Origin of the sequence: uncultured Sneathiella sp. (assembly GCF_963976355.1) — a bacterium.
Classification (GTDB): domain Bacteria; phylum Pseudomonadota; class Alphaproteobacteria; order Sneathiellales; family Sneathiellaceae; genus Sneathiella.
This window is the reverse complement of sequence record NZ_CAXBKA010000004.1, coordinates 251354-271039: the sequence shown is the minus strand read 5'-3', so window position 1 is coordinate 271039 and position 19686 is coordinate 251354. Positions and strand designations below refer to the sequence as shown.

At 49.2% G+C, this 19686-nt stretch carries 21 protein-coding genes; 17 read left to right on the top strand and 4 right to left on the bottom strand.

What is annotated here, in order from left to right:
• Positions 1-34 precede the first annotated feature (34 nt).
• Both AAC599_RS11545 and AAC599_RS11540 read left to right on the top strand, forming a co-directional pair.
• Positions 35-682: an AzlC family ABC transporter permease gene (locus AAC599_RS11545; RefSeq protein ID WP_340150549.1), complete on the top strand. Its 648-nt coding sequence runs from the start codon at positions 35-37 to the stop codon at positions 680-682.
• Positions 672-974, top strand: coding sequence for an AzlD domain-containing protein (locus AAC599_RS11540; protein ID WP_340150548.1), 303 nt, complete (start codon positions 672-674; stop codon positions 972-974). The genes AAC599_RS11545 and AAC599_RS11540 overlap by 11 nt, the downstream gene beginning before the upstream one ends.
• A gap of 79 nt (positions 975-1053) precedes the next feature.
• Here AAC599_RS11540 and cynS read toward each other — a convergent pair whose 3' ends face one another.
• From cynS to AAC599_RS11520, 4 genes are read right to left on the bottom strand one after another with little or no spacing between them, the layout of a single operon-like run.
• On the bottom strand, positions 1054-1494 hold the full coding sequence (gene cynS / locus AAC599_RS11535; RefSeq protein WP_293958666.1) for a cyanase: 441 nt from the start codon (positions 1492-1494) through the stop codon (positions 1054-1056).
• A gap of 27 nt (positions 1495-1521) precedes the next feature.
• Positions 1522-2454: an ABC transporter ATP-binding protein gene (locus tag AAC599_RS11530; RefSeq protein ID WP_340150547.1), complete on the bottom strand. Its 933-nt coding sequence runs from the start codon at positions 2452-2454 to the stop codon at positions 1522-1524.
• Positions 2455-2462: 8 nt separating this feature from the next.
• On the bottom strand, positions 2463-3293 hold the full coding sequence (gene ntrB, locus AAC599_RS11525; RefSeq protein WP_340150546.1) for a nitrate ABC transporter permease: 831 nt from the start codon (positions 3291-3293) through the stop codon (positions 2463-2465).
• Between the two features lie 3 nt (positions 3294-3296).
• Positions 3297-4691, bottom strand: a complete 1395-nt coding sequence (locus AAC599_RS11520; protein ID WP_340150545.1) for a CmpA/NrtA family ABC transporter substrate-binding protein — start codon at positions 4689-4691, stop codon at positions 3297-3299.
• A gap of 209 nt (positions 4692-4900) precedes the next feature.
• On the opposite strand from AAC599_RS11520, the gene AAC599_RS11515 reads away from it, so the two are divergent.
• The 15 genes from AAC599_RS11515 to AAC599_RS11445 all read left to right on the top strand — a co-directional run bounded on the left by AAC599_RS11515 (position 4901) and on the right by AAC599_RS11445 (position 19686).
• Positions 4901-6889 carry a sigma 54-interacting transcriptional regulator gene (locus AAC599_RS11515; RefSeq protein WP_340150544.1) on the top strand — a complete coding sequence of 663 codons (1989 nt, stop codon included), beginning with the start codon at positions 4901-4903 and terminating at the stop codon, positions 6887-6889.
• Positions 6890-7074: 185 nt separating this feature from the next.
• Entirely contained in the window at positions 7075-8007 is a 933-nt protein-coding gene (locus AAC599_RS11510; RefSeq protein ID WP_340150543.1) for a glycosyltransferase family 2 protein, read from the top strand.
• Positions 7985-8677 (top strand): class I SAM-dependent methyltransferase, encoded by a 693-nt coding sequence (locus tag AAC599_RS11505; RefSeq protein ID WP_340150542.1) that lies wholly within the window; start codon positions 7985-7987, stop codon positions 8675-8677. Before AAC599_RS11510 ends, AAC599_RS11505 begins: the two co-directional genes overlap by 23 nt.
• A gap of 11 nt (positions 8678-8688) precedes the next feature.
• Positions 8689-9669, top strand: a complete 981-nt coding sequence (locus tag AAC599_RS11500; protein ID WP_340150541.1) for a class I SAM-dependent methyltransferase — start codon at positions 8689-8691, stop codon at positions 9667-9669.
• The gene (locus AAC599_RS11495; RefSeq protein WP_340150540.1) at positions 9659-10594 is read left to right on the top strand and encodes a hypothetical protein; all 936 of its coding nucleotides are present in this window, start codon (positions 9659-9661) and stop codon (positions 10592-10594) included. The genes AAC599_RS11500 and AAC599_RS11495 overlap by 11 nt, the downstream gene beginning before the upstream one ends.
• Positions 10591-11265, top strand: a complete 675-nt coding sequence (locus AAC599_RS11490; RefSeq protein ID WP_340150539.1) for an acetyltransferase — start codon at positions 10591-10593, stop codon at positions 11263-11265. The genes AAC599_RS11495 and AAC599_RS11490 overlap by 4 nt, the downstream gene beginning before the upstream one ends.
• A gap of 1 nt (position 11266) precedes the next feature.
• The gene (locus AAC599_RS11485; protein ID WP_340150538.1) at positions 11267-11506 is read left to right on the top strand and encodes an acyl carrier protein; all 240 of its coding nucleotides are present in this window, start codon (positions 11267-11269) and stop codon (positions 11504-11506) included.
• Positions 11496-12236 (top strand): SDR family oxidoreductase, encoded by a 741-nt coding sequence (locus AAC599_RS11480; protein WP_340150537.1) that lies wholly within the window; start codon positions 11496-11498, stop codon positions 12234-12236. The genes AAC599_RS11485 and AAC599_RS11480 overlap by 11 nt, the downstream gene beginning before the upstream one ends.
• Positions 12236-13033 (top strand): GNAT family N-acetyltransferase, encoded by a 798-nt coding sequence (locus AAC599_RS11475; protein ID WP_340150536.1) that lies wholly within the window; start codon positions 12236-12238, stop codon positions 13031-13033. Before AAC599_RS11480 ends, AAC599_RS11475 begins: the two co-directional genes overlap by 1 nt.
• Positions 13034-13128: 95 nt before the next feature.
• Positions 13129-14673, top strand: a complete 1545-nt coding sequence (locus AAC599_RS11470; RefSeq protein ID WP_340150535.1) for an AMP-binding protein — start codon at positions 13129-13131, stop codon at positions 14671-14673.
• 19 nt (positions 14674-14692) lie between these two features.
• On the top strand, positions 14693-15091 hold the full coding sequence (locus AAC599_RS11465) for a GtrA family protein (protein WP_340150534.1): 399 nt from the start codon (positions 14693-14695) through the stop codon (positions 15089-15091).
• Between the two features lie 420 nt (positions 15092-15511).
• A complete protein-coding gene (locus tag AAC599_RS11460; protein ID WP_340150533.1) occupies positions 15512-16006 on the top strand; it encodes a PAS domain-containing protein in 495 nt (164 codons plus the stop codon).
• Entirely contained in the window at positions 15999-17237 is a 1239-nt protein-coding gene (locus AAC599_RS11455) for a methyl-accepting chemotaxis protein (protein WP_340150682.1), read from the top strand. Before AAC599_RS11460 ends, AAC599_RS11455 begins: the two co-directional genes overlap by 8 nt.
• A gap of 321 nt (positions 17238-17558) precedes the next feature.
• Complete coding sequence (locus AAC599_RS11450; protein WP_340150532.1) at positions 17559-18224, top strand: hypothetical protein; 666 nt, start codon at positions 17559-17561, stop codon at positions 18222-18224.
• The gene (locus AAC599_RS11445; protein ID WP_340150531.1) at positions 18181-19686 is read left to right on the top strand and encodes a DNA polymerase Y family protein; all 1506 of its coding nucleotides are present in this window, start codon (positions 18181-18183) and stop codon (positions 19684-19686) included. Before AAC599_RS11450 ends, AAC599_RS11445 begins: the two co-directional genes overlap by 44 nt.

Here is a 19686-nt window from a genome sequence, read left to right as displayed (position 1 = left end):
TACATTTCAGGGCATATGGAGAGGGGTGCGAAAAATGTTTGCGCTCTCACTTTTTATTATACCCTTCGGCATGGCCTTTGGCGTGGCGGCAATTGAAAGCGGCATGTCGGTTATACAGGCGATCACGATGAGCGTTCTGGTTTTTTCTGGTGCTGCGCAGTTTGCTTCGATAGATATGTGGTCGTCGTCGTCATATGTCTCGTTATTCCTGGTGGTTCTGGCAGTAAGTGCCCGGCATATCCTGCTGGGGGCGGCGCTTTCTCCTTGGGTAAACAAGCTGGGTCGACCTACAAGGCTGTCGGCGCTTTCGGTGCTAAGCGATGCAAACTTTGCGGACTGTTTCAGTGCCTTTCGGGCCGGCGAACGTGACGTAGGTCGGCTTGTTGGTGGCGGCCTCACGCTGTGGGCGACATGGGTGATCGGTACTGTTATTGGTGCGTTTGCCGGCGAAGCATTCGGAGATCTGGATCGTTTCGGAATTGACGTCCTGATGCCGTCGTATTTTGCTGTTCTGGTGCTTATGCAGTGGCGTGTCGAATGGGAAGGTGTGAAAACCTACCTGCCTGCGATCGTGGCCTCCCTTGTTGCTGTTCTGGGGCTTTATCTGCTGCCGACCGGCTGGAATGTCGTTGTTGCCGCTTTGTCAGGCGGCCTGGTGGGAGGGCTGACCTATGGACGCTAGTCTGTATGGTTATCTGATGATTGGTTTGATGGGGGCGGTCGTTTACTTCACGCGGGTTGCAGGGTCTGAACTGATGAGCCTGTTTGAAATGACCCCGCGTCTCGAGGCTGTTTTAAAATCGATGGCATCCTCTGTGCTGGTTGCGATTGTGATTTCAGAATGTGCCAAGGGAAGTTTTCGCACCATTGTCTCGGTCGCGGTGGCAATGATTGTAATGTTTCTTCTGAAGCGATCCCTGATCGCGATTTCCGCAGGGGTCATCTGCGCGGTGCTGTTTAGTAACTTTCAATAAGCTTTAGAGGGTGCGGGTTGGTGAGAAGAAGATATCGCTATCGACCACCTTCAAACTATCAACCCACCAGCGCCCAACATTACCATTGATTATAGGATAAGAACTTCCCAGACATCTTGATTTCTATCCTATCTCCCTTTTCATAAGGTACTTTTTCGACAGTCATATCGAAGTCAATGGCGCTCATAATTCCGTCGCCCCCCTTTTCCTGGATGAGCTCCTTTATGGTATCGCCATATACGCCGACAATCTCATATAGACGATAAATACAGGGATCTGTCGGAATGGTCTGCGGGAACATTTTTGTTGGATACTCCGCGAGGATTACCGCGACATCCTGTGGAAGGCCCAGAGTTTTCACGAGCAAGTCCGCTTTGTCTCTCGGAAAAGAGTTCATTCCGAAGCAGGCAGACGTCGTAAACACCTCCGACATGCCAATTGAGTCCGCAATGCCTGCCCAGGTTAATCCGGCATTACGCTTCTTTTCCAGAATCATTTCGGTAACGTCTGCTTTATTCACGCTTTTTTCCTTTCAGTAATAATGAGGCTATCCTTTGATCTTCATCAGATTGGGAGGAACGATCGACTCCGTCTCGGATGAAGAGGGTGTGCTGAAGGCGGGCCGGACAATTTTCGGCTTGTGCGGGCCGTTGTTTGTTTCTTCCAGCGCTTCTGATCCGCTCGCCAAATCCTTCGATCGTTTTGCGAGAAACTCGACCAGATGGTTTCTAATTTTGTAGTAACCGTCATGATGAATGATATCTGCGCGGCGTCTCGGGCGAGGAATGTCAATTGTCACACTCTCAGCAACTTGCGCGAACGGACCATTTGTCATCAGAAGAACACGATCCGCCAGCAATATGGCTTCATCCACATCATGGGTAATCATGAAGACCGTTTGATCGGACCCGGACCAGATGCGGATAAGCTCATCCTGAATGGTTCCCCGGGTTAGGGCATCGAGAGCGCCGAAAGGTTCGTCCAGCAGGAGCAGTTTTGGCTGAATGGCAAAAGCGCGGGCAATGGATACGCGCTGGCGCATGCCTCCGGAAAGCTGGGAGGGTTTGCGATGTTCTGCCCCGTTTACCAGGCCGACAAGCTCGAGATAATGATAGGAATGCTCCCGCACTTTCTCTTTCGACCATTCCGGATACCGCGCCTTGACGCCGAAGATGACGTTTTTCAGGGCGGAGAGCCACGGAAGCAGGGAGTAGTTCTGAAAAACGACGCCACGATCCAGGCTCGGTCCCGATAGCTCTTTGCCATCCATCGTTACGCCGCCGCTGGTCGGGGAGTCGAGGCCTGACAGGACATTCATGATTGTCGATTTGCCACAACCTGAATGGCCAATGATGCAGACAAACTCCCCCTTATCGATATCGAAATTGACATCTTCAAACACGGTCAGGGGAGCCCCGCCATCAGGGGAGGGGTAACGCTTTGTCAGCGAGTCTACTTCAAGAAAAGGTTTGTCAGTCATGATTGCTCCTATTCCTGATACTGAACGGATCGCTGAACCCAGGCGAAGGCGGCATCAAGAAGCATGCCGACGACTCCGATAACAAGGATTGAGAAAATTACGCTCGTCAGGTCGAGGTTGTTCCATTCGTTCCAGACGTAATATCCGATGCCTGTGCCACCAACGAGCATTTCTGCAGCTACAATGACCAGCCAGGCAATACCAATTGAGATGCGCATTCCCGTCAGGATGGTCGGGGCGGCTGCGGGCAGGATAACGATGAGGGCCGTTCGCAAGGATCCGAGTTCGTGGGTTCGGGCCACATTGACCCAGTCTTTCCTGACGCCGGCGACACCGAAGGCCGTGTTGATCAGCATGGGCCATATGGAACAGATGAAGATCACAAAGATAGCCGAGGCTTGGCTATCCTTGATAATGAAGAGGGCAAGAGGCATCCAGGCCAGCGGAGAAATGGGACGCAGAACCTGGATAAAAGGATCGAATGCTTTGTAAGCGAGCGGTGACATGCCGATCAAAAAACCGACCGGTATGGCAATCAGGGCGGCCATGAAATAGCCGCTGAGGACGCGAAACAGGGAATATCCAATCTGGATGCCGATACCCTTGTCGTTGGGGCCATTGTCATAGATAGGGTTCGAGAGTTCTTCCCATGCCCTGACAATGATCGCTGACGGGGGCGGTACGCGCGCCTTCTGATCGGCGGCGCCGACGAGCTTCTCATACTCGGTAAGTTCACCAGCGGATTTAACCGCTGGTGTTGCAAGTTCCCATATTCCTAGACCAAAAACCAGAATGATAATTGATAGGAACAGAGCCTTCAGATTAAGTGACGTGAACATGTATCACGCCTTTTTGATTGCGAAGCTGTCGACATAGGCTTCCGGCTCGGCCGGATCAAAGGTCTTGCCCATTATCGTGTAGCTTTTATAGGTTTCCGTGGGCGGGGTCAGGCCAAGGTCAGTCATGATCTTGGCGCAATCTCCGGCAAGGTAGACCTGCTCGGCTACGCCCTTGTAGTCGACATCACCTTCAATGTAGCCCCAGCGCTTCATTTGGGTCAGGATCCAGACGCCCATTGAATGCCAGGGGAAAGGATCAAAGTCGATGCGGTCGGGAACATCCTTGATATTGCCCAGACCATCGGCATAGCGTCCGGTCAGGACCTGCTCGATCACCGGGACGGGCTGATTGAGATAGTTTGTCGGCGCAATGGCGGCAGAGATTTCCTTCCTGTTTTCACTCTTGTGCGCATATTGGGTTGCGTCCACCAGTGCTTTCAGCAAGGCGCCATATGTGTTTGGCATCGTGGTCGCAAATTCCTGGCTGCAGGCAAATGCGCAGCAGGGATGTCCGTCCCAGATCTCTTTTGTTAGTTTATGGATGAACCCGATTTTCTCCCAGACAGCACGCTGGTTGAACGGATCGGGAGAGAGATATCCATCGAGATTGCCGGCACGCAGGTTTGCAACCATCTCCGGCGGCGGGACGACACGAATCTGAATATCCTGATCGGGATCCAGTCCAGCTTCCGCCACATAATACCTAAGCAGGAAGTTATGCATGGAATATTCAAACGGAACACCAAATTTGAACCCCTTCCACATTTTCGGATCGTTCTTATCCAGATGATCGTTGTGCAGGACAATGGCCTGTCCGTTGATATTTTCAACGGCGGGCATCAGGAATGGTGTCGCGGTAGAACCGGCGCCCATCGTGATCGCCAGAGGCATCGGGGTGAGCATATGCGCGGCGTCATACTCTTTGTTGAGAGACTTGTCGCGGGCGACGGCCCAGCCTGCGGTTTTTATGACATCTACGTCGAGGCCGTACTTCTCATAGAACCCCAGCGGTTTTGCCATGATGATGGGCGTCGCACAGGTAATTGGCACGAAGCCCACGTTCAGCTTCGATTTTTCCGGTGTTCCAAGATTATCTAGGATAGCGGCCTTGGCTTTGTCCATCGGGAAGACGGCGGCGACGGCGGCGGCCAAAGTTGTTCCGCCCAGCATCTTTGCAAAGGATCGGCGTGACAGTTCGTTGTTTCCAAATACGGACCGGACAACGGCGCTTTCAACGACTCTTTCCATCAACTCGTCGCTGGATTGGAAGCTTTCTGTTTCAACATGGGTTTCAAGGTTGTTGCCAGGTTTGCCCCAGCATTCATGACACCCACAGTTCGCGCCATGCCGCAGATCCGCGTCTCCGTCGTATGGATTGCCTAGACTTTTTGATGCCATCTAAATTTCTCCTTCGTGTTTGTTCAGAAGTCGCTCATTGCTCGGTAAACATGGAAAACACATCGCAAAGGGTGTGCCAGAACGGCGGAAAATTTTTTTCCAATGATTTCAGTGTATTGTGATTTATATGAAATTAAATTGACTTACGGAGATTCATAAATTACGATTTTACATAATCAAATTTACGATTTATCGTAAGGAAGCACGTTATGAACGATTTCACAAAATCGAAAAGCCAGACGGGTATGAAGCGGGGGCATTCCGGCGCTTCGGATGAGCTAAATCGTCCGTTGTTGTGGGAGGATGACTGGTACCTTTCAAATGCGATTTTACGGCAGGCATTTGACAAGCATCCTGAACCGGGACTGATTTTTGATCCATTCTCCGGGATCATCTTTCGTGCAAACAAGGCGGCGCTGGAATTCTTCAAAGTTGCGGAGAACGATATCCTTGGGCGGACCATTGGCCAGCTTTATTCCGACGAGAGAGGGCATCTACATGTATTTACCGAAGAGGCCCTTGATCGCGGGTATGCCTGGACGCGGGAGTTGACGCTCCAGCGACCGGATGGAAAGCCCATGCGACTTGAACATGCCGCGGTTTCGGTTTCATTGCAGGGAAAAACCCGGATTGTCCTGACGATTACGGATCTGAGCAATTTTGAGCGGCGCTCGGTCGATGACGAGGCTAATACATATCACCGCAACGGCCTTGAAGAATGGAGAAAAGCCGAAAGGTATTTTCGTGAAATTGAGCGGGAAAACAGATTGATCCTCGCGGCGGCCGGCGAAGGAATTTACGGTGTGAATGCGGACGGGATAACGACCTTTCTGAATCCCGCAGCGGAAAAAATGCTTGGCTATAGCGCGAGCGAGCTTGTCGGAAAGGATATGCACTCGGTAATCCACCACCATAAAGCGGATGGCACTCGCTATGATGAAATGGATTGTCCGATCTATAATGCATTTCGTAAAGGAACGCTGCACACGGTGGATGACGAGGTTTTCTGGTGCAAGGGGAATACGAGTATCCGGGTTGAGTATACGTCAACACCGATTGTGGACGGCGGGTCTGTTGTCGGGGCCGTGATCGTCTTTCGGGATATTACGCAACGAAAGCGGCATGAAAAGCAGCTGAAGTCGGCGCTGGAAGAGAACGCCCGGTTGCGAGAGCGGCTTGAAATGGAGAACGCCTATTTGCAGGAGGAAATCCGTAGCCATATTAATCATTACAATATATTGGGGAATTCCCAGGCAATTGAGAATATCCTGAAGCAAATAGAGCTGGTGGCGCCAACAGATGCCAATGTTCTTATCACCGGGGAAAGCGGTACGGGAAAAGAACTTGTGGCCCGGGCCATACATCAGGCATCCGAGCGCCGTGATCGACCTCTTATTCGAGTCAACTGCGCGGCCATTCCGCGGGAGCTTTTCGAAAGTGAGTTTTTTGGCCATGTCAGAGGCGCCTTTACCGGCGCCCTGCGTGACCGCATCGGTCGGTTTGAACTGGCGAATGGTGGCACGATCTTCCTTGATGAGGTTGGCGAAATTCCGCTGGACCTCCAATCCAAACTTCTTCGAGTGCTGCAGGATCAGCATTTTGAAAGAGTTGGCGAGGAGAAAACCCGGGAAGTCGATGTGCGTGTTATCGCTGCGACAAACCGCGATCTGAAAAAAGAGGCAAACGCAAAGCGCTTCCGGGAAGATCTTTATTTCCGCCTGAACGTTTTTCCGATTGAATGTCTGGCATTGCGGGACCGCCCTTCCGATATTCCGATACTTGCCGATCACTTTCTCGAAACCGTCTGCAGCCGCTTGAACATAAAGAAGCCATTGCTGACCAAGTCCAATATCAAGGCATTGCTTTACTATGACTGGCCGGGGAATGCGCGAGAGTTGCAGAATGTCATCGAGCGCTCCGCCATCCTGTCGCGAGAAGGTAAGTTAAGCTTCAATTTGCCGGCAGGTGAAGATATTTCTCCGATGCCGGTTTCAAAAGCGGCGGCGAAAGAGTCGGCTGAGCAGAGTACTATATTGACAGCAGCGGAGATGGCAGCTCTGGAGGAAGAGAATATAAGACGCGCGCTGGAAACCGCCGGGGGCCGAGTATCAGGCCCGGACGGCGCCGCTGCCCTCCTTGAGATGAAGACGACCACTCTTTATTCCCGGTTAAAAAAGATCGGTGAGTTAGCGAAATAACTCGCTATGTCTGTTCGAATTGGATCTAGTAGTATTAACGGTCCGATATCAAATTGACCCGGTTGAGTTTTTCCGATTACCCTGTATACCCTCTGCTTTGAGAAAAGTTCACCGATAGCGTGAGAAGCTATACTTGTTATTTAGCCGAAATAGTTCCTGTCGAAAAAATACGAAATTCAAGGCCCATGAAACTATCAATTGTATCCACATTATATAGGTCTGCTGCCAACATTGCTGAATTCCATGAGCGCGCCAGCAAAGCCGCCAATGAACTGGTAGGGCAGGACTATGAAATAGTACTGGTGAATGATGGCTCTCCGGATAACAGCCTTGAGATGGCCATTGAGATCGCGGATAAGGATGACCATGTCCTGATTGTCGATTTGTCTCGAAATTTCGGTCATCACCAAGCAATGATGGCCGGGCTCGCCCACTCCAGAGGAGAGCATGTGTTCCTGATTGATTCTGATCTGGAAGAAGATCCCGCATGGCTTGATGCTTTTGCACAGCAAATGACTGAGAAAAATTGCGATGTTGTCTATGGAGTGCAAAGACGACGTAAGGGGGGGTGGTTTGAAAGATGGTCGGGGAATTTATATTATCGCATCTTCAAGCTACTGGTGGATATTGATCATCCTGCGAATATAACGACGGTCAGGCTTATGACACGGCGGTATGTCGATGCCCTTCTCACTCATAAGGAGCGGGCAATCGTTATTTCCGGTTTATGGGCACTAACGGGATTTGATCAGTCTCCTCAACTGGTGACAAAAACGTCCAGTAGCCCGACAACATACAGTTTGCTGCATAAATTAACGCATGCTGTGAATGTGATTACGTCATTCAGCAGCAGACCTCTGATTTTCATTTTCTTTACGGGCGTGATTATCTTCTTGCTATCGATGGCTTACGTCGCGTTTATTGTGCTCAATCGAGTATTGTTTATGACACCTCTTGAGGGGTGGACATCTGTCATGGCATCAATTTGGTTGTTGGGCGGGATAATAATTTCCTTTATAGGAATAATCGGAATCTATCTATCAAAGATATTTATTGAAACGAAAGAACGTCCGAACGTGATTATCAGGGGCCTTTATGGGAAATACGGCAGAAATTGATGAGAAATACACCGAATTTTATGCGGCCAGAAAGCATGCGAAAGTATATCCGACCGAGTTTGTCGTGCGGACATTGCTGGCCGACTATCCCGGCCTGAATTACCCAAAGCCGCAGCCAGGCAACACAATTCTGGATATTGCCTTTGGCGACGGTCGAAATACGGTTTTCCTGTGTGATTTAGGGTTAAACGTATCCGGAATTGAAATCTCTGGCGGTATCATTGAGCAGACGGGGGAGCGGCTTAAATCACTTGGATATGAGCCTGATCTGCGTGTCGGGCGAAACAGTAATATTCCTTTCGAGGATGAAACGTTCGATTACATCCTCGCCTGTCATTGCTGCTATTATTGCGATGAAGGAGACACACTTCTTGATAATCTCAATGAATATCAACGGGTTTTGAAACCGGGCGGAGCATTGATAACATCGGTTGCGGATAAAACATCATACATTTTTCAGAATGCCGAAGCAGTAGAAGATGGTTCGATGCGAATTGCCGGTGACCCGTATGGAAATCGCAATGGATATCGGCTCCATGGCTTTTCTTCGCAGAATGATATCGAAGAATATTTTTCCACCTATTTTGAAAATTTTTCTTTCGGGCATGCCAACAATGACTATTACGGTCGAAACGAAAAGTTATTCTGGGTTGTTTGCCAGAAGAAGTGAGTCTTAGCAGTATGAAAAACACGCCATATCGCTGCCCTGTCTGCAAATCTGAATTAGCAATCGAGCCAGGTGCCGGTCTCAAATGTTCGAATGCGCATTTGTTTAAATATGCTGACGGCACTTCTGTGCCGGTATTTGCCAGTGAAAGCAACGATGTTAATGAATACACAATCTCAAATGCAGCGGAAATACATGACAATGCCTTGAGGTGGGTTTTCAAGACATTCAGCACTAGTGAGGAAGAACTCAGAGAAAATCTCCTGTCCAGGTTGCAGTTGAAGGAGGGGCAGAAAGTTCTGATAACCGGCGCCGGCGCCGGAAATGATCTTCCCTACCTCGCAAAAAAAGTAGGGAAGAGCGGCACCATATTTGCCCAGGATTATGCGGGTGAGATGTTACTATCTGCTGTTAAGCGGTCAAAAGAACTATATGGATTGTCCGACTATGACATCGAGTTTTCCATAAGTGACGCCACAAATCTTCCTTTCGACGAAGATCTGTTCGACGCCGTTTTCCACTTCGGCGGCTTGAATCTGTTTTCTGATATTGCGGCCGGCATTTCGGAAATGAACCGGGTTGTCAAAGATGGCGGTAGGGTCGTCTTTGGTGATGAGGGCCTTGCGCCCTGGCTGAAGGATACGGATTACGGGCGTATGATCGTGAACAACAATCCATTGTTAAATTTCTCGGCACCGCTTGAACATATTCCGACAACCGCAAGAAATCTGAACTTGTCCTGGGATCCGAGTTATTGTTTTTATATCATTGATTACACAGCTGTCAAAAATCCACTGCCATTAGATATCGATGTTCCGCATGTTGGTATGCGCGGCGGGTCTATCCGCACCCGCTATTTTGGGCAATTGGAGGGGGTTGACCCTGATCTCAAGGAGGCGCTGTATACAGCAGCAAAAAGGAAAGGCATAGACAGAGTATCCTTTCTTGAAGAGCTTCTGCGGAGCGGGTTGGAAAACAATAAAAATGATAACTAACAAGTTCAATTGGGAGAAAAAAGGCTTGTTGTTTGAGCCGGTCATTCCCGGCTTCACCCATGGATCTCATCCATGTATCACCCACAAAAGCGGTAATGAGTTTTTGGTGGCATTTACCTGTCGTGATGCTCAGAAACGGTCCCATATATTCTTGTCGAATGCAAATGTTTCGCATGGAGTGATTACGCTTACAGGGCAGCCTGAACTTGCCCTTTCGCCAGGAGATCCCGGATATTTTGATTGTGACGGCGTAATCAGCGGATGCCTAGTACCACATCAAGGAACTTGTTACTTGTACTTTGTTGGCTGGCAAAACCTGCCGGAGGAAATGTGGATTTGCGATACCGGCAGAGCGATTGTGGATATGGAAAAGCTGGAGGCGAGAAAAGAATATCCGGGGCCTGTCTTGGGTAGAGATAAAACCAACCCGTTATTTGCCGCCGCCACCGCTTTTCATGTCAATGACGAGGGACGCTGGCATGCATGGTTCAATTCAGGCATCTACTGGAAAAAAACAGCAGAGGGATGGCACCATCGATATGGATTTCATCATGCGGAATCCGATGATGGGGTCGATTGGATATGCGAAACAGAAATGTGCATTCCGTTTGCCGATGAATATGAATATGCTTTTGGGCGCCCGAGCGTTGTTTATTGGGATAATTTATTTCATATGTGGTTTGCGCATCGTGCGACCAAAGAAATTGATACCTATCGCATGGGGTTTGCCTCATCGAAAGATGGCATAAACTGGGATAGAAACGATGCTGTGTCGGGTATTGACGTTTCTGCCACGGGGTGGGACTCAGAGATGATTTGCTACCCCTCCGTATTCGCTCATGAAGGACGGAAATATATGTTGTATAATGGAAACGGGTACGGAAGCACGGGCTTTGGATATGCTGTGCTCGAGGATCGAACATGAAAAATGTCATTCTGGCCGGAAATGCGACAACAGCCGATATCCTGAATGCCTATCTTGTCCGCGATGATCGCTATAACGTTATCGGCCTTACTGTCGATGACGACTATGTAGGTCACGGAAGCGTGTCCGGATTTGAGACGAGTATTGCGTTATCCAACCTGAAAGATACCTATAGTCCGCGAGATTGTGCGATCATCATGGCGATGGGCTATGATGATTTAAACAAGACTAGGCAATCCATGTTTCGGCGTCTGAAGGACATGGGTTATCGCATCGAAACCTATATACATCCAGACGCCCGTCTATATTCCGAGCATCCGCTGGGGGAAGGATGTGTCGTGCTCCCCTCGGCAGTCATTGAACCTCATGTTAAGGTAGGCGAAAATACGATGATCTGGAGCAATACGACGCTTGCACATCACTGTAGCGTCGCTGGGAACTGTTGGATTGCGTCCGGTGCCGTCATTTCTGGTCAGGCGCGGATCAAAGACAACTGCTTTATTGGTGTAAATGCAACGATAGTTAATGATAAAACCGTTGAAGAATACTGCATCATTGGGGCTGGAGCTTTGATTACAAAGGATACCAAGCCCTCATCTGTGCATTTGTCGCGGTCAGGCGAGGAGCTTCGTTTTTCCTCTGAAGAGTATGTGAAGTTTTTTGGAATATAGTATGAATGAAAAATTGGCCTCAGTTCTTGCTGATGTATTTAACCTAAAGCCTGATCAGATCGAGCCTGAACTCACTAAAGAGGATGTGGGAAGTTGGGATTCGTTAAAGCAGCTGGATCTCGTGATGTCGCTGGAGCGGGAATATGGAATTTCTCTCGCCATTGAAGACATCGTTCAACTGATTTCTGTCGCAAAGATTATTGAAGTCCTGAAGCAGAAGGGCATCGATCTTGGAGATTAAGGGGGCAATAGCGCTGGTGACCGGCGGCGCCAACGGACTGGGGCATGCGATCGCGACATTCTTGGGCGAGCAGGGAGCTCAGGTGGTCGTTGCGGATCTGGACAAAGATGCTTTGGCTGGTCTCCCGGAAGAATTTGATTGTCATCTGCTGGATGTAACTCGCCTGGATAATATTACAAAAGTCGTAAGCGATATTGTTCAGAAGCACGGCCGTATCGATATTCTGGTCAATAATGCAGGCGTCATATTTAATGAGCCTCTGGTGAATATCATGAACCCGAACGGCATGATCCATGACTATGATCGCTTTCGAAAGTCGATTGTCGTCAATCTGGACTCCGTGTTTCTGATGACCGGAGCCGTTGTTGAACATATGATCAAAGGCCGAGTAAAAGGCTGCATCGTCAATATTAGTTCAATCAGCGCGCATGGGAACGAGGGGCAGACAGCCTATTCAGCTGCAAAAAGCGGTGTCAATGCCATGACTGTTACGTGGTCGAAAGAGCTCGGGCGAATGGGTATCCGATGTAATGCCATTGCGCCGGGATTTATCGATACCGGGTCCACAAATTCAGCGCTCAATGAAACGACGATAAATCATATCGTAGCGAACACGCCTGTCCGGCGCTTGGGGGACGCCAAAGAAGTCGCGGCAGCGGTTGCCAGTGTCATAAGCAATGATTTCATTAATGGCGTCGTCCTGGAAGTAAATGGCGGGATTACGATTTAATGATGCTGCGGCTTGAGAGAGAAGACTATGGGTCTGTGTATGAGCTATACAAAGATCTGGACTATTTTTTCCCTCTCGTTGCTTCGGTCTTGCTGGATGAGCAGGATGGCGTTGTGTATGCGGATCATAGGCGTTCGCCAACGCAGGCCTATGTTGAGCATGCCTTCGGATTCTCGCAGTTTTTTGGCAATTCAATGAAGCCAAGCGGATTTCTGGAGAAATTGGAATCCTATTTGTTGATAGAAAAGCAGTTTCGCGCGGAAAAAGTCCGGCTATATTCGCCCTCGCCATCCGGCTCATTCCTGTCTGAGACGGAAAATGTAGCTCTTTCCGAAAGACAGCGGTTTCATCTCGATCAGGATCGCTTTTTGGCACAGTACAAGGTTTCCATGGCGAATATTTCCGCAGATATCAGGACGCATAAAATATCGGGGGACGATCTTTTCGCCATTGAAGAGAGCTTTCAGGTCATCAATCGATTTTGGAGAAGCCCGGAAGCATTCCTGAAGAAAGCAAATTCTTGCTTGATAACCTATCGGAATAAATTTGCCGCAATCTGTTATTCTGCCGCGACAGCGGATGGATATGCCGAAATTGATGTCGCGACATTGCCGGAATACAGAAAGCTTGGATTGGCACGTCATGCTGTAACGGGGTTCGTTGAAAATTGCCACGCCGCAGGCGTTATACCGCTGTGGGACTGCTATACAAATAATGAAGGCTCGATGGCTTTGGCGGCGGCAACAGGTTTTGTCCCGTATAATTTGCCGTATGATTTTTTCACAATTAACAAATAATATAGTGTACGACTGCATTTCTTGAAAACATCAGCTTTCAAAATATCTGGCTTAATCGATATAGCAGGATTGTCGCCATATGATGGATGCAGAGAATGACGAAGTACTACTATAACTTGGGATCGTGTTTTTCCGATACGGCAAAAAGACACGGCGCCGACATTGCGTTGCGATACGCGGATAGCCAACATAGCTACGCCGATCTCTTGATCTGGGTTGAAAAGCTGGCCTCTCTCCTGCTTGCAGGCAAACTGGAACGGGGCGATGTTATAGCCATCGGCAACAGCAAGGGTCCTCTTACCTATGCCTTGATGCTCGCGGCGCTACGCTTAGGCGTTGTATATGTCAATCTCGACGTCGCATCGCCTTTATCCAGAAACCTGCGTATTGCAAAGCTGAGCGGCGCAAAGCACATCTTCCACGACGATCCTGAATATTCGAAAGCAATGGCAGAACTGGCGAGCAATTGCGATTGCAGCGCGTCCCTCCTGGATTTTGACATACTTCCGAAAGTTACTTCCGCAGATCGGGAGTTGCAGCAGAACCTGATGCAAAAGGTGGATGGCGCAACAATCGCCTATGTGATGTTTACCTCGGGATCCACGGGTGAACCAAAAGGAGTGGCCGTCACGCATCAGAATGTCCTGCATTTCATCTCATGGGGGGTGGAACGGTTCCAGATCGACAATCAGGACAATTTTGCCAATATCAGCCCAATGTATTTTGATAATTCCGTATTTGATTTTTATGTTGGCCTGTTTTCTGGCGCATCGCTAACGCCGGTCTCTCGTGAACTGCTGACCAGTCCGTATGACCTAGTGACGCATGTGGGAAACATGGGCTGTACCATCTGGTTTTCCGTACCATCCATGTTGATTTATCTTATGGCCATGAAGGCCATGACTCCAACAGCGCTACCCGGATTGAGGCGTATTATTTTCGGTGGCGAAGGTTATCCAAAGGCCGAATTGAAAAAGCTGTTCGATCTGTTTCACGAGCAGGCGGTTTTGGTAAATGTGTACGGGCCGACCGAATGTACCTGCATCTGTAGTGCTTACGATATCAGTAATCGTGATTTCAAGGATCTGGATGGGCTTCCCCCGCTCGGGGAGTTAAATCAAAATTTTGATTATTGTATTCTGGATGATGAAGATGAAGATGCTGATGTCGGGGAGCTGTGCCTGATTGGTCCCAATGTCGCGGCCGGCTATTTTAATGACCCGGAACGCACGGCCGCGTCATTTCATACATTGTCCTCCTCCCGGTTTTTCATGAAACATATGTACCGCACCGGAGATATTGTCCGTGAGTCTGAAGGCATGCTTTATTTTAGCGGTCGCAAAGATAACCAGATCAAGCATATGGGGTATCGCATCGAACTGGAGGAGATTGAGCACGCATTGGCCAAACTTCCCGGCGTACATCAATCAGCCGTCGTCTATCACAGAGCGAATGTTGCCTATGGCAAGCTCATTGGTTTTATCGCAAGTTCGGATGAAGTCGATGAGAAGGATTTAAAGGCAAAACTGGGCAGCCTTCTGCCGGAGTATATGATACCAAGCACTATCATTGTTAAATCCGAACTGCCGAAGAACGCGAACGGGAAGGTTGACAGACAAACCCTCGCCAAATTGATCTGAAGATGCCGTAAAGTCATTAATGATAAAAATTGCAGATATCTACCAAATGTTCCGGTACGCAATTGTAGGCGTGCTGAACAATCTGTTGGGCTATGTTGTTTACCTGCTTGTCACCTATTTCTGGCTGGAGCCAAAAGTCGCTGTTACTATTCTTTATCCTATTGGTGTTCTGATCGCTTATTTCAGCCATGCGAAATATTCATTTTCCCATCAAGGTGATCATGCTTGGGCCATCGTGCGGTTTTTTGTTTCCTATTTCATTTGCTATTGGCTCAATCTTTCCATGCTGTACTTCTTTTCAGACAAGCTGGGATATCCCCATCAGATAGTTCAGGCTGTCGCCATCGTTGTCGTGGGGGGCGTTCTTTTTCTGCTGCTGAAGTTCTTTGTGTTCTGGCCAGCCTCGAATAAAGAATGAATAATGATCGCACAGTATTGAACGTCGCTCTTTGTTTCAAAGCTGCCTCTGGTAAAATATGTCACCCATATCCGCAGAAAATTACTCTCTGACGTGACGATTGCAATCTAGTGTTGAGGCGAGAATTCGGAGTGTTCGCGGAACATTCGTGTGAGATTTTTCAGTATATCAATAAGTTGCTACCTGCGAATTATACTCATTGTCATATAATATTGATAAATATTCGGTCTATTTTGATCGATAACAAATATTTAATTCAATTATTGTATATTTCTCTTTGTTGATAATTATTTCCATATTTGAGGGATTTCATAATATCTGGGCGCTGCCTTGAAATAGATATTCCCTCAATGATCGGTATGTTTAGGAGAAGCTACGATGGATCGAAGGCCCGTGCCAGTTGATCAAGAGATCAAGTTTATGGCAGACGAAATTATTGTTTCCAAGACCGACCTTAAGGGCCGTATTACTTATACCAATGATGTTTTTTGTAGGGTGGCCGAGATGTCAGCTTCGGAAGTCCTTGGTAAACCGCATAATATCATTCGGCATCCGGACATGCCACGTGCAATTTTCAAACTGCTGTGGGATACATTGCAGCAGGGCAAGGAACTTTTCGCCTATGTCAAGAATATGTCGGCGACCGGAAAGTATTATTGGGTCATCGCGCATGTGACCCCATCGTTTGACCGGTCAAATAATATCATCGGATATCACTCCAACCGGCGTTATCCCAACCTGGAAGGCATTCAGAATATTCTCCCGCTTTACAACGAACTCCTGAAAACGGAAGCAGGATGCAGTAATCCCAAGGAGGGGCTGGAAAAGAGCTTTGGGCTTCTTGAGAACAGGATCTCCGCTAGCGGTAAAAATTACGAAGAATTTATCTGGGAAATGGTGAGTGAAGATGCTTAAAGGATTTTTGAAAAAGCAGGCGCATCAAGAGAGCCAACAGGATGCGCAGGATGAACTGGACATAGTACGTCAGGAACTCGCAACCTACAAATCAGCATTTGCTGCGCTGTCAGAGGTAACGACCCGCTTGAAAGCCGGTGATATGGAAGCTCGTATTGTGGACTGGGACTGCTATGGTCCGCTTAACGAGCCGCTGGCGGATTTTAACCGGGCGCTGGATTTGACGGATTGTTTCATTCGGGAATCTACAGCGTCGCTCAGCGCGGCAACTTCGGGCAATTTCTACCGTAAATTTCTGACCACCGGCATGTCGGGCAGTTTTGCCGAAGGTGCCCGTTTCATGAATAAAACCAGCGAGGAGATGCAGCGCCGAGAGGTTGAAAAAGTCTCTGCGCGCCTCGCCATCGCAACGACTTTTGAAGAAAATGTCGGGCTGGTGGTTAAGACCCTTGTTGAAGCATTAACCAGCGTTGGCGCCATATCACAGCAACTTAAAGGGTTCGCGACTGACAACCAAAACCTTGCGTCAACAGTCGCCGCGGCAGCGGAACAGGCGACTGTGAATGTTCAAACTGTCAGCGCGGCCGCAGAGGAGCTTTCCGCGTCCGTTCAGGAAATTACGCGTCAGGTCGCCTCGTCATCCGAGAAAACAGTTGAGGCTTCGGGTGAGGCGGAGAAAACCTCGCAAACAATTCAGTCCTTGAAAGACGCGTCTGACACAATCGGTCAGGTGGTTGAGTTAATCAAGGATATTGCCGGAAAGACGAACCTTCTGGCACTCAATGCAACAATTGAGGCGGCGCGTGCCGGTGAAGCCGGGAAGGGTTTTGCGGTCGTGGCCTCCGAGGTTAAATTGCTTGCCCTGCAAACAACCAATGCAACCGGCGAAATTGGATCGCAGGTTGACTCTATTCAGTTGAGCACTGACACTACCGTTGATGCGGCGGCTCAGATTACAGAGAAAATCAACCAACTGAATGAAATCTCGGCTGCCATTGCGTCAGCGACAGAAGAACAATCAGCCGCTACGCTTGAAATCAGCAGAAACATTCAGGAGGCCTCCCAAGGGACACGCGAAGTTTCAACGAACATTACCAAAGTCAGTGAATCATCAACACAGACATTGCAGGCCGTGAATGATCTCGACACATCGGTGCAGCAGTTGAACTCGACTGTTGAGACATTGCAAAATGAAGCGGAGACTTTCCTTAAAGCCATTAAGGAAGGCTGAGAGGATATAGCTGATCTGTTCGCTTCAGGCGACGGCAGATCAGCTTTCCCGAGGAATCTATTCGGCAAGATGAACCAGGTCTTGTACAAGAGCTATCGTAATCAGATCTCGTCTGCCTCTTCATCCGCTTCTATCGTGTCATAGATATGATCATAGAAAGCCTGATGTTCAGATGCCCATAAAATCTGACGGCGCTGTGATGATGCAGGACGGTACATATCCTGCAAAGTTCCTGACGAAAATCGGAAGGTAGCGATTCTATATTTTGACTCTTTTTACATTTTTGTATAAGAACAAAACAAGAACACTAGAGAGGGTGCGATGAGGCATGACGCATTAAGGGAGCAGATTATCGCATTGGAATTGGGACGGAGTGAGCGGCAGGTCCTTCCGTTCGATCTGCCTGGTATCGATGAGGCATTACAGGGCGGGCTCGACCTTGGGGCTATGCACGAAATTTCGGGACCGGCCGCCGTCCTTTTTACGCAAGTGATTATCCGGCAAAAAAAGGAAAAGGTCGCCTGGCTGTCCATGGAAAATCTGAATGAGGAATATTATCCCCATGGATTGCTGCAATCCGAAACTTGCCCGGAGCGGTTTATTGTGGTCCGCCCGCAAAAATCCAGGGATTTACTGAAAGCCGCTTATGAAGTTCTGGCCTCAAACGCAGTGGAGTATGTGCTGCTTGAGGTGCAAAAGGCGTTGACACAAACGCAGATGAGAAAGCTGCAGATTGCCGTGAAAAATACCTGCACCGTAGGTCTTGTGCTTAATACGGACTACACAGGGTCTGCCATCCCCGCAGCTGAAGGCCTGCTGGGTTCAGCACTGACCCGCTGGTATGTGCGGGTTTTGCACTGGACATATGAAACGACACAAATCGAACTGCATTTAACGAAAAACCGGCACGGTTCTCCGTGTCACTGGATTGTGGAGATTGACCATGCAACGCATCATTTGCATTTGGTTCCCATTTCTGGAAAGTGAGCGATTGATCAGGCAGCGCCCCGAATTGTTGCAGAAACCTTTTGTTCTGATCACTCGTGAAGCAAATCGTGTCTTCGCCTCCGCTTTGAGCAAGAAAGCCGTCAGTATGGGGTTTATGCCCGAAATGAGTCTGACGGACATCCGCGCAGCTGTGCCTGATATACTTTATTATGACTTGAATCCCGAACAGGATATCCGGTGTCTGCGGGGATTGCTGCGCTGGGCCAGCCGGTTTACACCCCGGGTCGCGCGGGAGGACGGCAACAACCTGTATCTTGATGTTGCCGGTGCCAGTCATTTATTCGGTGGAGAAGATCGCCTTTTAAATGAAATTCAATCCCAACTAAAACGGTTTGGATTTACGGCCCGCCTCGCGATTGCCGACAACCGATCGGCGGCGTGGGGATTTGCCCATTATGGCAAGGGCAGGAGTAATATCATCGGCGAGGCCTTACGTGATGCCTCGAAAGACCTGCCGGTTGAAGCTTTGGGTATGTCCTACGCCTCCACAATCCTTTGCCAGAGACTGGGGCTGAAACAGATAGGAAGTTTGCTTGATTTGCCCCGTGCATCGCTGACCAGCCGAATTGGATGGCGGGACCTTAGCCGGATTGACCGGTTTTTTGGACGGGCAGCAGACGCGAAGCAGTTTGCCCGCCATAGAGAGCGATTGATCGAGGAAAGGCAGTTTTTTGATCCGCTGGCCACAAACGCCGGAGTGGAGATGGCACTGGAGGCATTGCTGGAGAAGTTATGTCGGCGCCTGACGTCTTTGCAGCAGGGAATCCGCAAAGCAAGTCTCCGGCTCGAGAGAGTGGATCATAAGACGTTATCCTTCTCCATTGAGATGATACAGCCGAGCGTTAACATCGACGCCCTGAAGCGAATGTTCTTTTATCATTTTGAACAGCTTGATGTTGGCTTCGGAATTGACCGCATGATCCTGGCGGCGGAGCAGACGGCGACCTTACCCTGTCATCAGTTGGGACTGGAAGATTCAAAAAAGCATGGCCATGATGAAACGCTGAATAAGCTAGTCAATGAACTTTCCAACATGTTCGGTAACCGGCATGTTCAGCATTTTTCTCCGGCTGACAGTCATCTTCCCGAGCGTGCTTTCCACCGGCGGACGGCTCTTTATACCAGCAGAGCGCAAAACTGGACCGGGCCTCAGATCAAGCGTCCTCTGCGTTTGCTTAAAAAGCCGGCGTCCGTTTTAATCCGTAACAAGGGGGATAAAAAACTGCCGGAAACGGTTTATTGGGGCGGTAAGGAATGTCGTCTGACAGCCTTGGCAGGCCCGGAGCGGATTGCGCCTGACTGGTGGCGGGAAGATCCCGAGTGGCAGAGCGGAGAGCGGGATTACTGGTGGGCAAAAACCGAGTCCGGGGCAATAGTCTGGCTTTACGGCGTCTCCTGCGGACAGACAGATCAATGGTTTGTTCACGGGCTTGGAAGTTAA

Excerpts from the sequence above, each read along its gene's own strand:
- AAC599_RS11500 (WP_340150541.1), top strand. The coding sequence starts at position 8,689 with ATGAAAAACACGCCATATCGCTGCCCTGTCTGCAAATCTGAATTAGCA.
- AAC599_RS11465 (WP_340150534.1), top strand. The coding sequence starts at position 14,693 with ATGATAAAAATTGCAGATATCTACCAAATGTTCCGGTACGCAATTGTA.
- AAC599_RS11530 (WP_340150547.1), bottom strand. The coding sequence starts at position 2,454 with ATGACTGACAAACCTTTTCTTGAAGTAGACTCGCTGACAAAGCGTTAC.
- AAC599_RS11450 (WP_340150532.1), top strand. The coding sequence starts at position 17,559 with ATGAGGCATGACGCATTAAGGGAGCAGATTATCGCATTGGAATTGGGA.
- AAC599_RS11540 (WP_340150548.1), top strand. The coding sequence starts at position 672 with ATGGACGCTAGTCTGTATGGTTATCTGATGATTGGTTTGATGGGGGCG.
- AAC599_RS11510 (WP_340150543.1), top strand. The coding sequence starts at position 7,075 with ATGAAACTATCAATTGTATCCACATTATATAGGTCTGCTGCCAACATT.
- AAC599_RS11470 (WP_340150535.1), top strand. The coding sequence starts at position 13,129 with ATGACGAAGTACTACTATAACTTGGGATCGTGTTTTTCCGATACGGCA.
- AAC599_RS11445 (WP_340150531.1), top strand. The coding sequence starts at position 18,181 with ATGCAACGCATCATTTGCATTTGGTTCCCATTTCTGGAAAGTGAGCGA.
- AAC599_RS11485 (WP_340150538.1), top strand. The coding sequence starts at position 11,267 with ATGAATGAAAAATTGGCCTCAGTTCTTGCTGATGTATTTAACCTAAAG.
- AAC599_RS11545 (WP_340150549.1), top strand. The coding sequence starts at position 35 with ATGTTTGCGCTCTCACTTTTTATTATACCCTTCGGCATGGCCTTTGGC.
- AAC599_RS11475 (WP_340150536.1), top strand. The coding sequence starts at position 12,236 with ATGATGCTGCGGCTTGAGAGAGAAGACTATGGGTCTGTGTATGAGCTA.
- ntrB (WP_340150546.1), bottom strand. The coding sequence starts at position 3,293 with ATGTTCACGTCACTTAATCTGAAGGCTCTGTTCCTATCAATTATCATT.
- AAC599_RS11455 (WP_340150682.1), top strand. The coding sequence starts at position 15,999 with ATGCTTAAAGGATTTTTGAAAAAGCAGGCGCATCAAGAGAGCCAACAG.
- AAC599_RS11460 (WP_340150533.1), top strand. The coding sequence starts at position 15,512 with ATGGCAGACGAAATTATTGTTTCCAAGACCGACCTTAAGGGCCGTATT.
- AAC599_RS11490 (WP_340150539.1), top strand. The coding sequence starts at position 10,591 with ATGAAAAATGTCATTCTGGCCGGAAATGCGACAACAGCCGATATCCTG.
- AAC599_RS11505 (WP_340150542.1), top strand. The coding sequence starts at position 7,985 with ATGGGAAATACGGCAGAAATTGATGAGAAATACACCGAATTTTATGCG.
- AAC599_RS11495 (WP_340150540.1), top strand. The coding sequence starts at position 9,659 with ATGATAACTAACAAGTTCAATTGGGAGAAAAAAGGCTTGTTGTTTGAG.
- AAC599_RS11515 (WP_340150544.1), top strand. The coding sequence starts at position 4,901 with ATGAACGATTTCACAAAATCGAAAAGCCAGACGGGTATGAAGCGGGGG.
- AAC599_RS11520 (WP_340150545.1), bottom strand. The coding sequence starts at position 4,691 with ATGGCATCAAAAAGTCTAGGCAATCCATACGACGGAGACGCGGATCTG.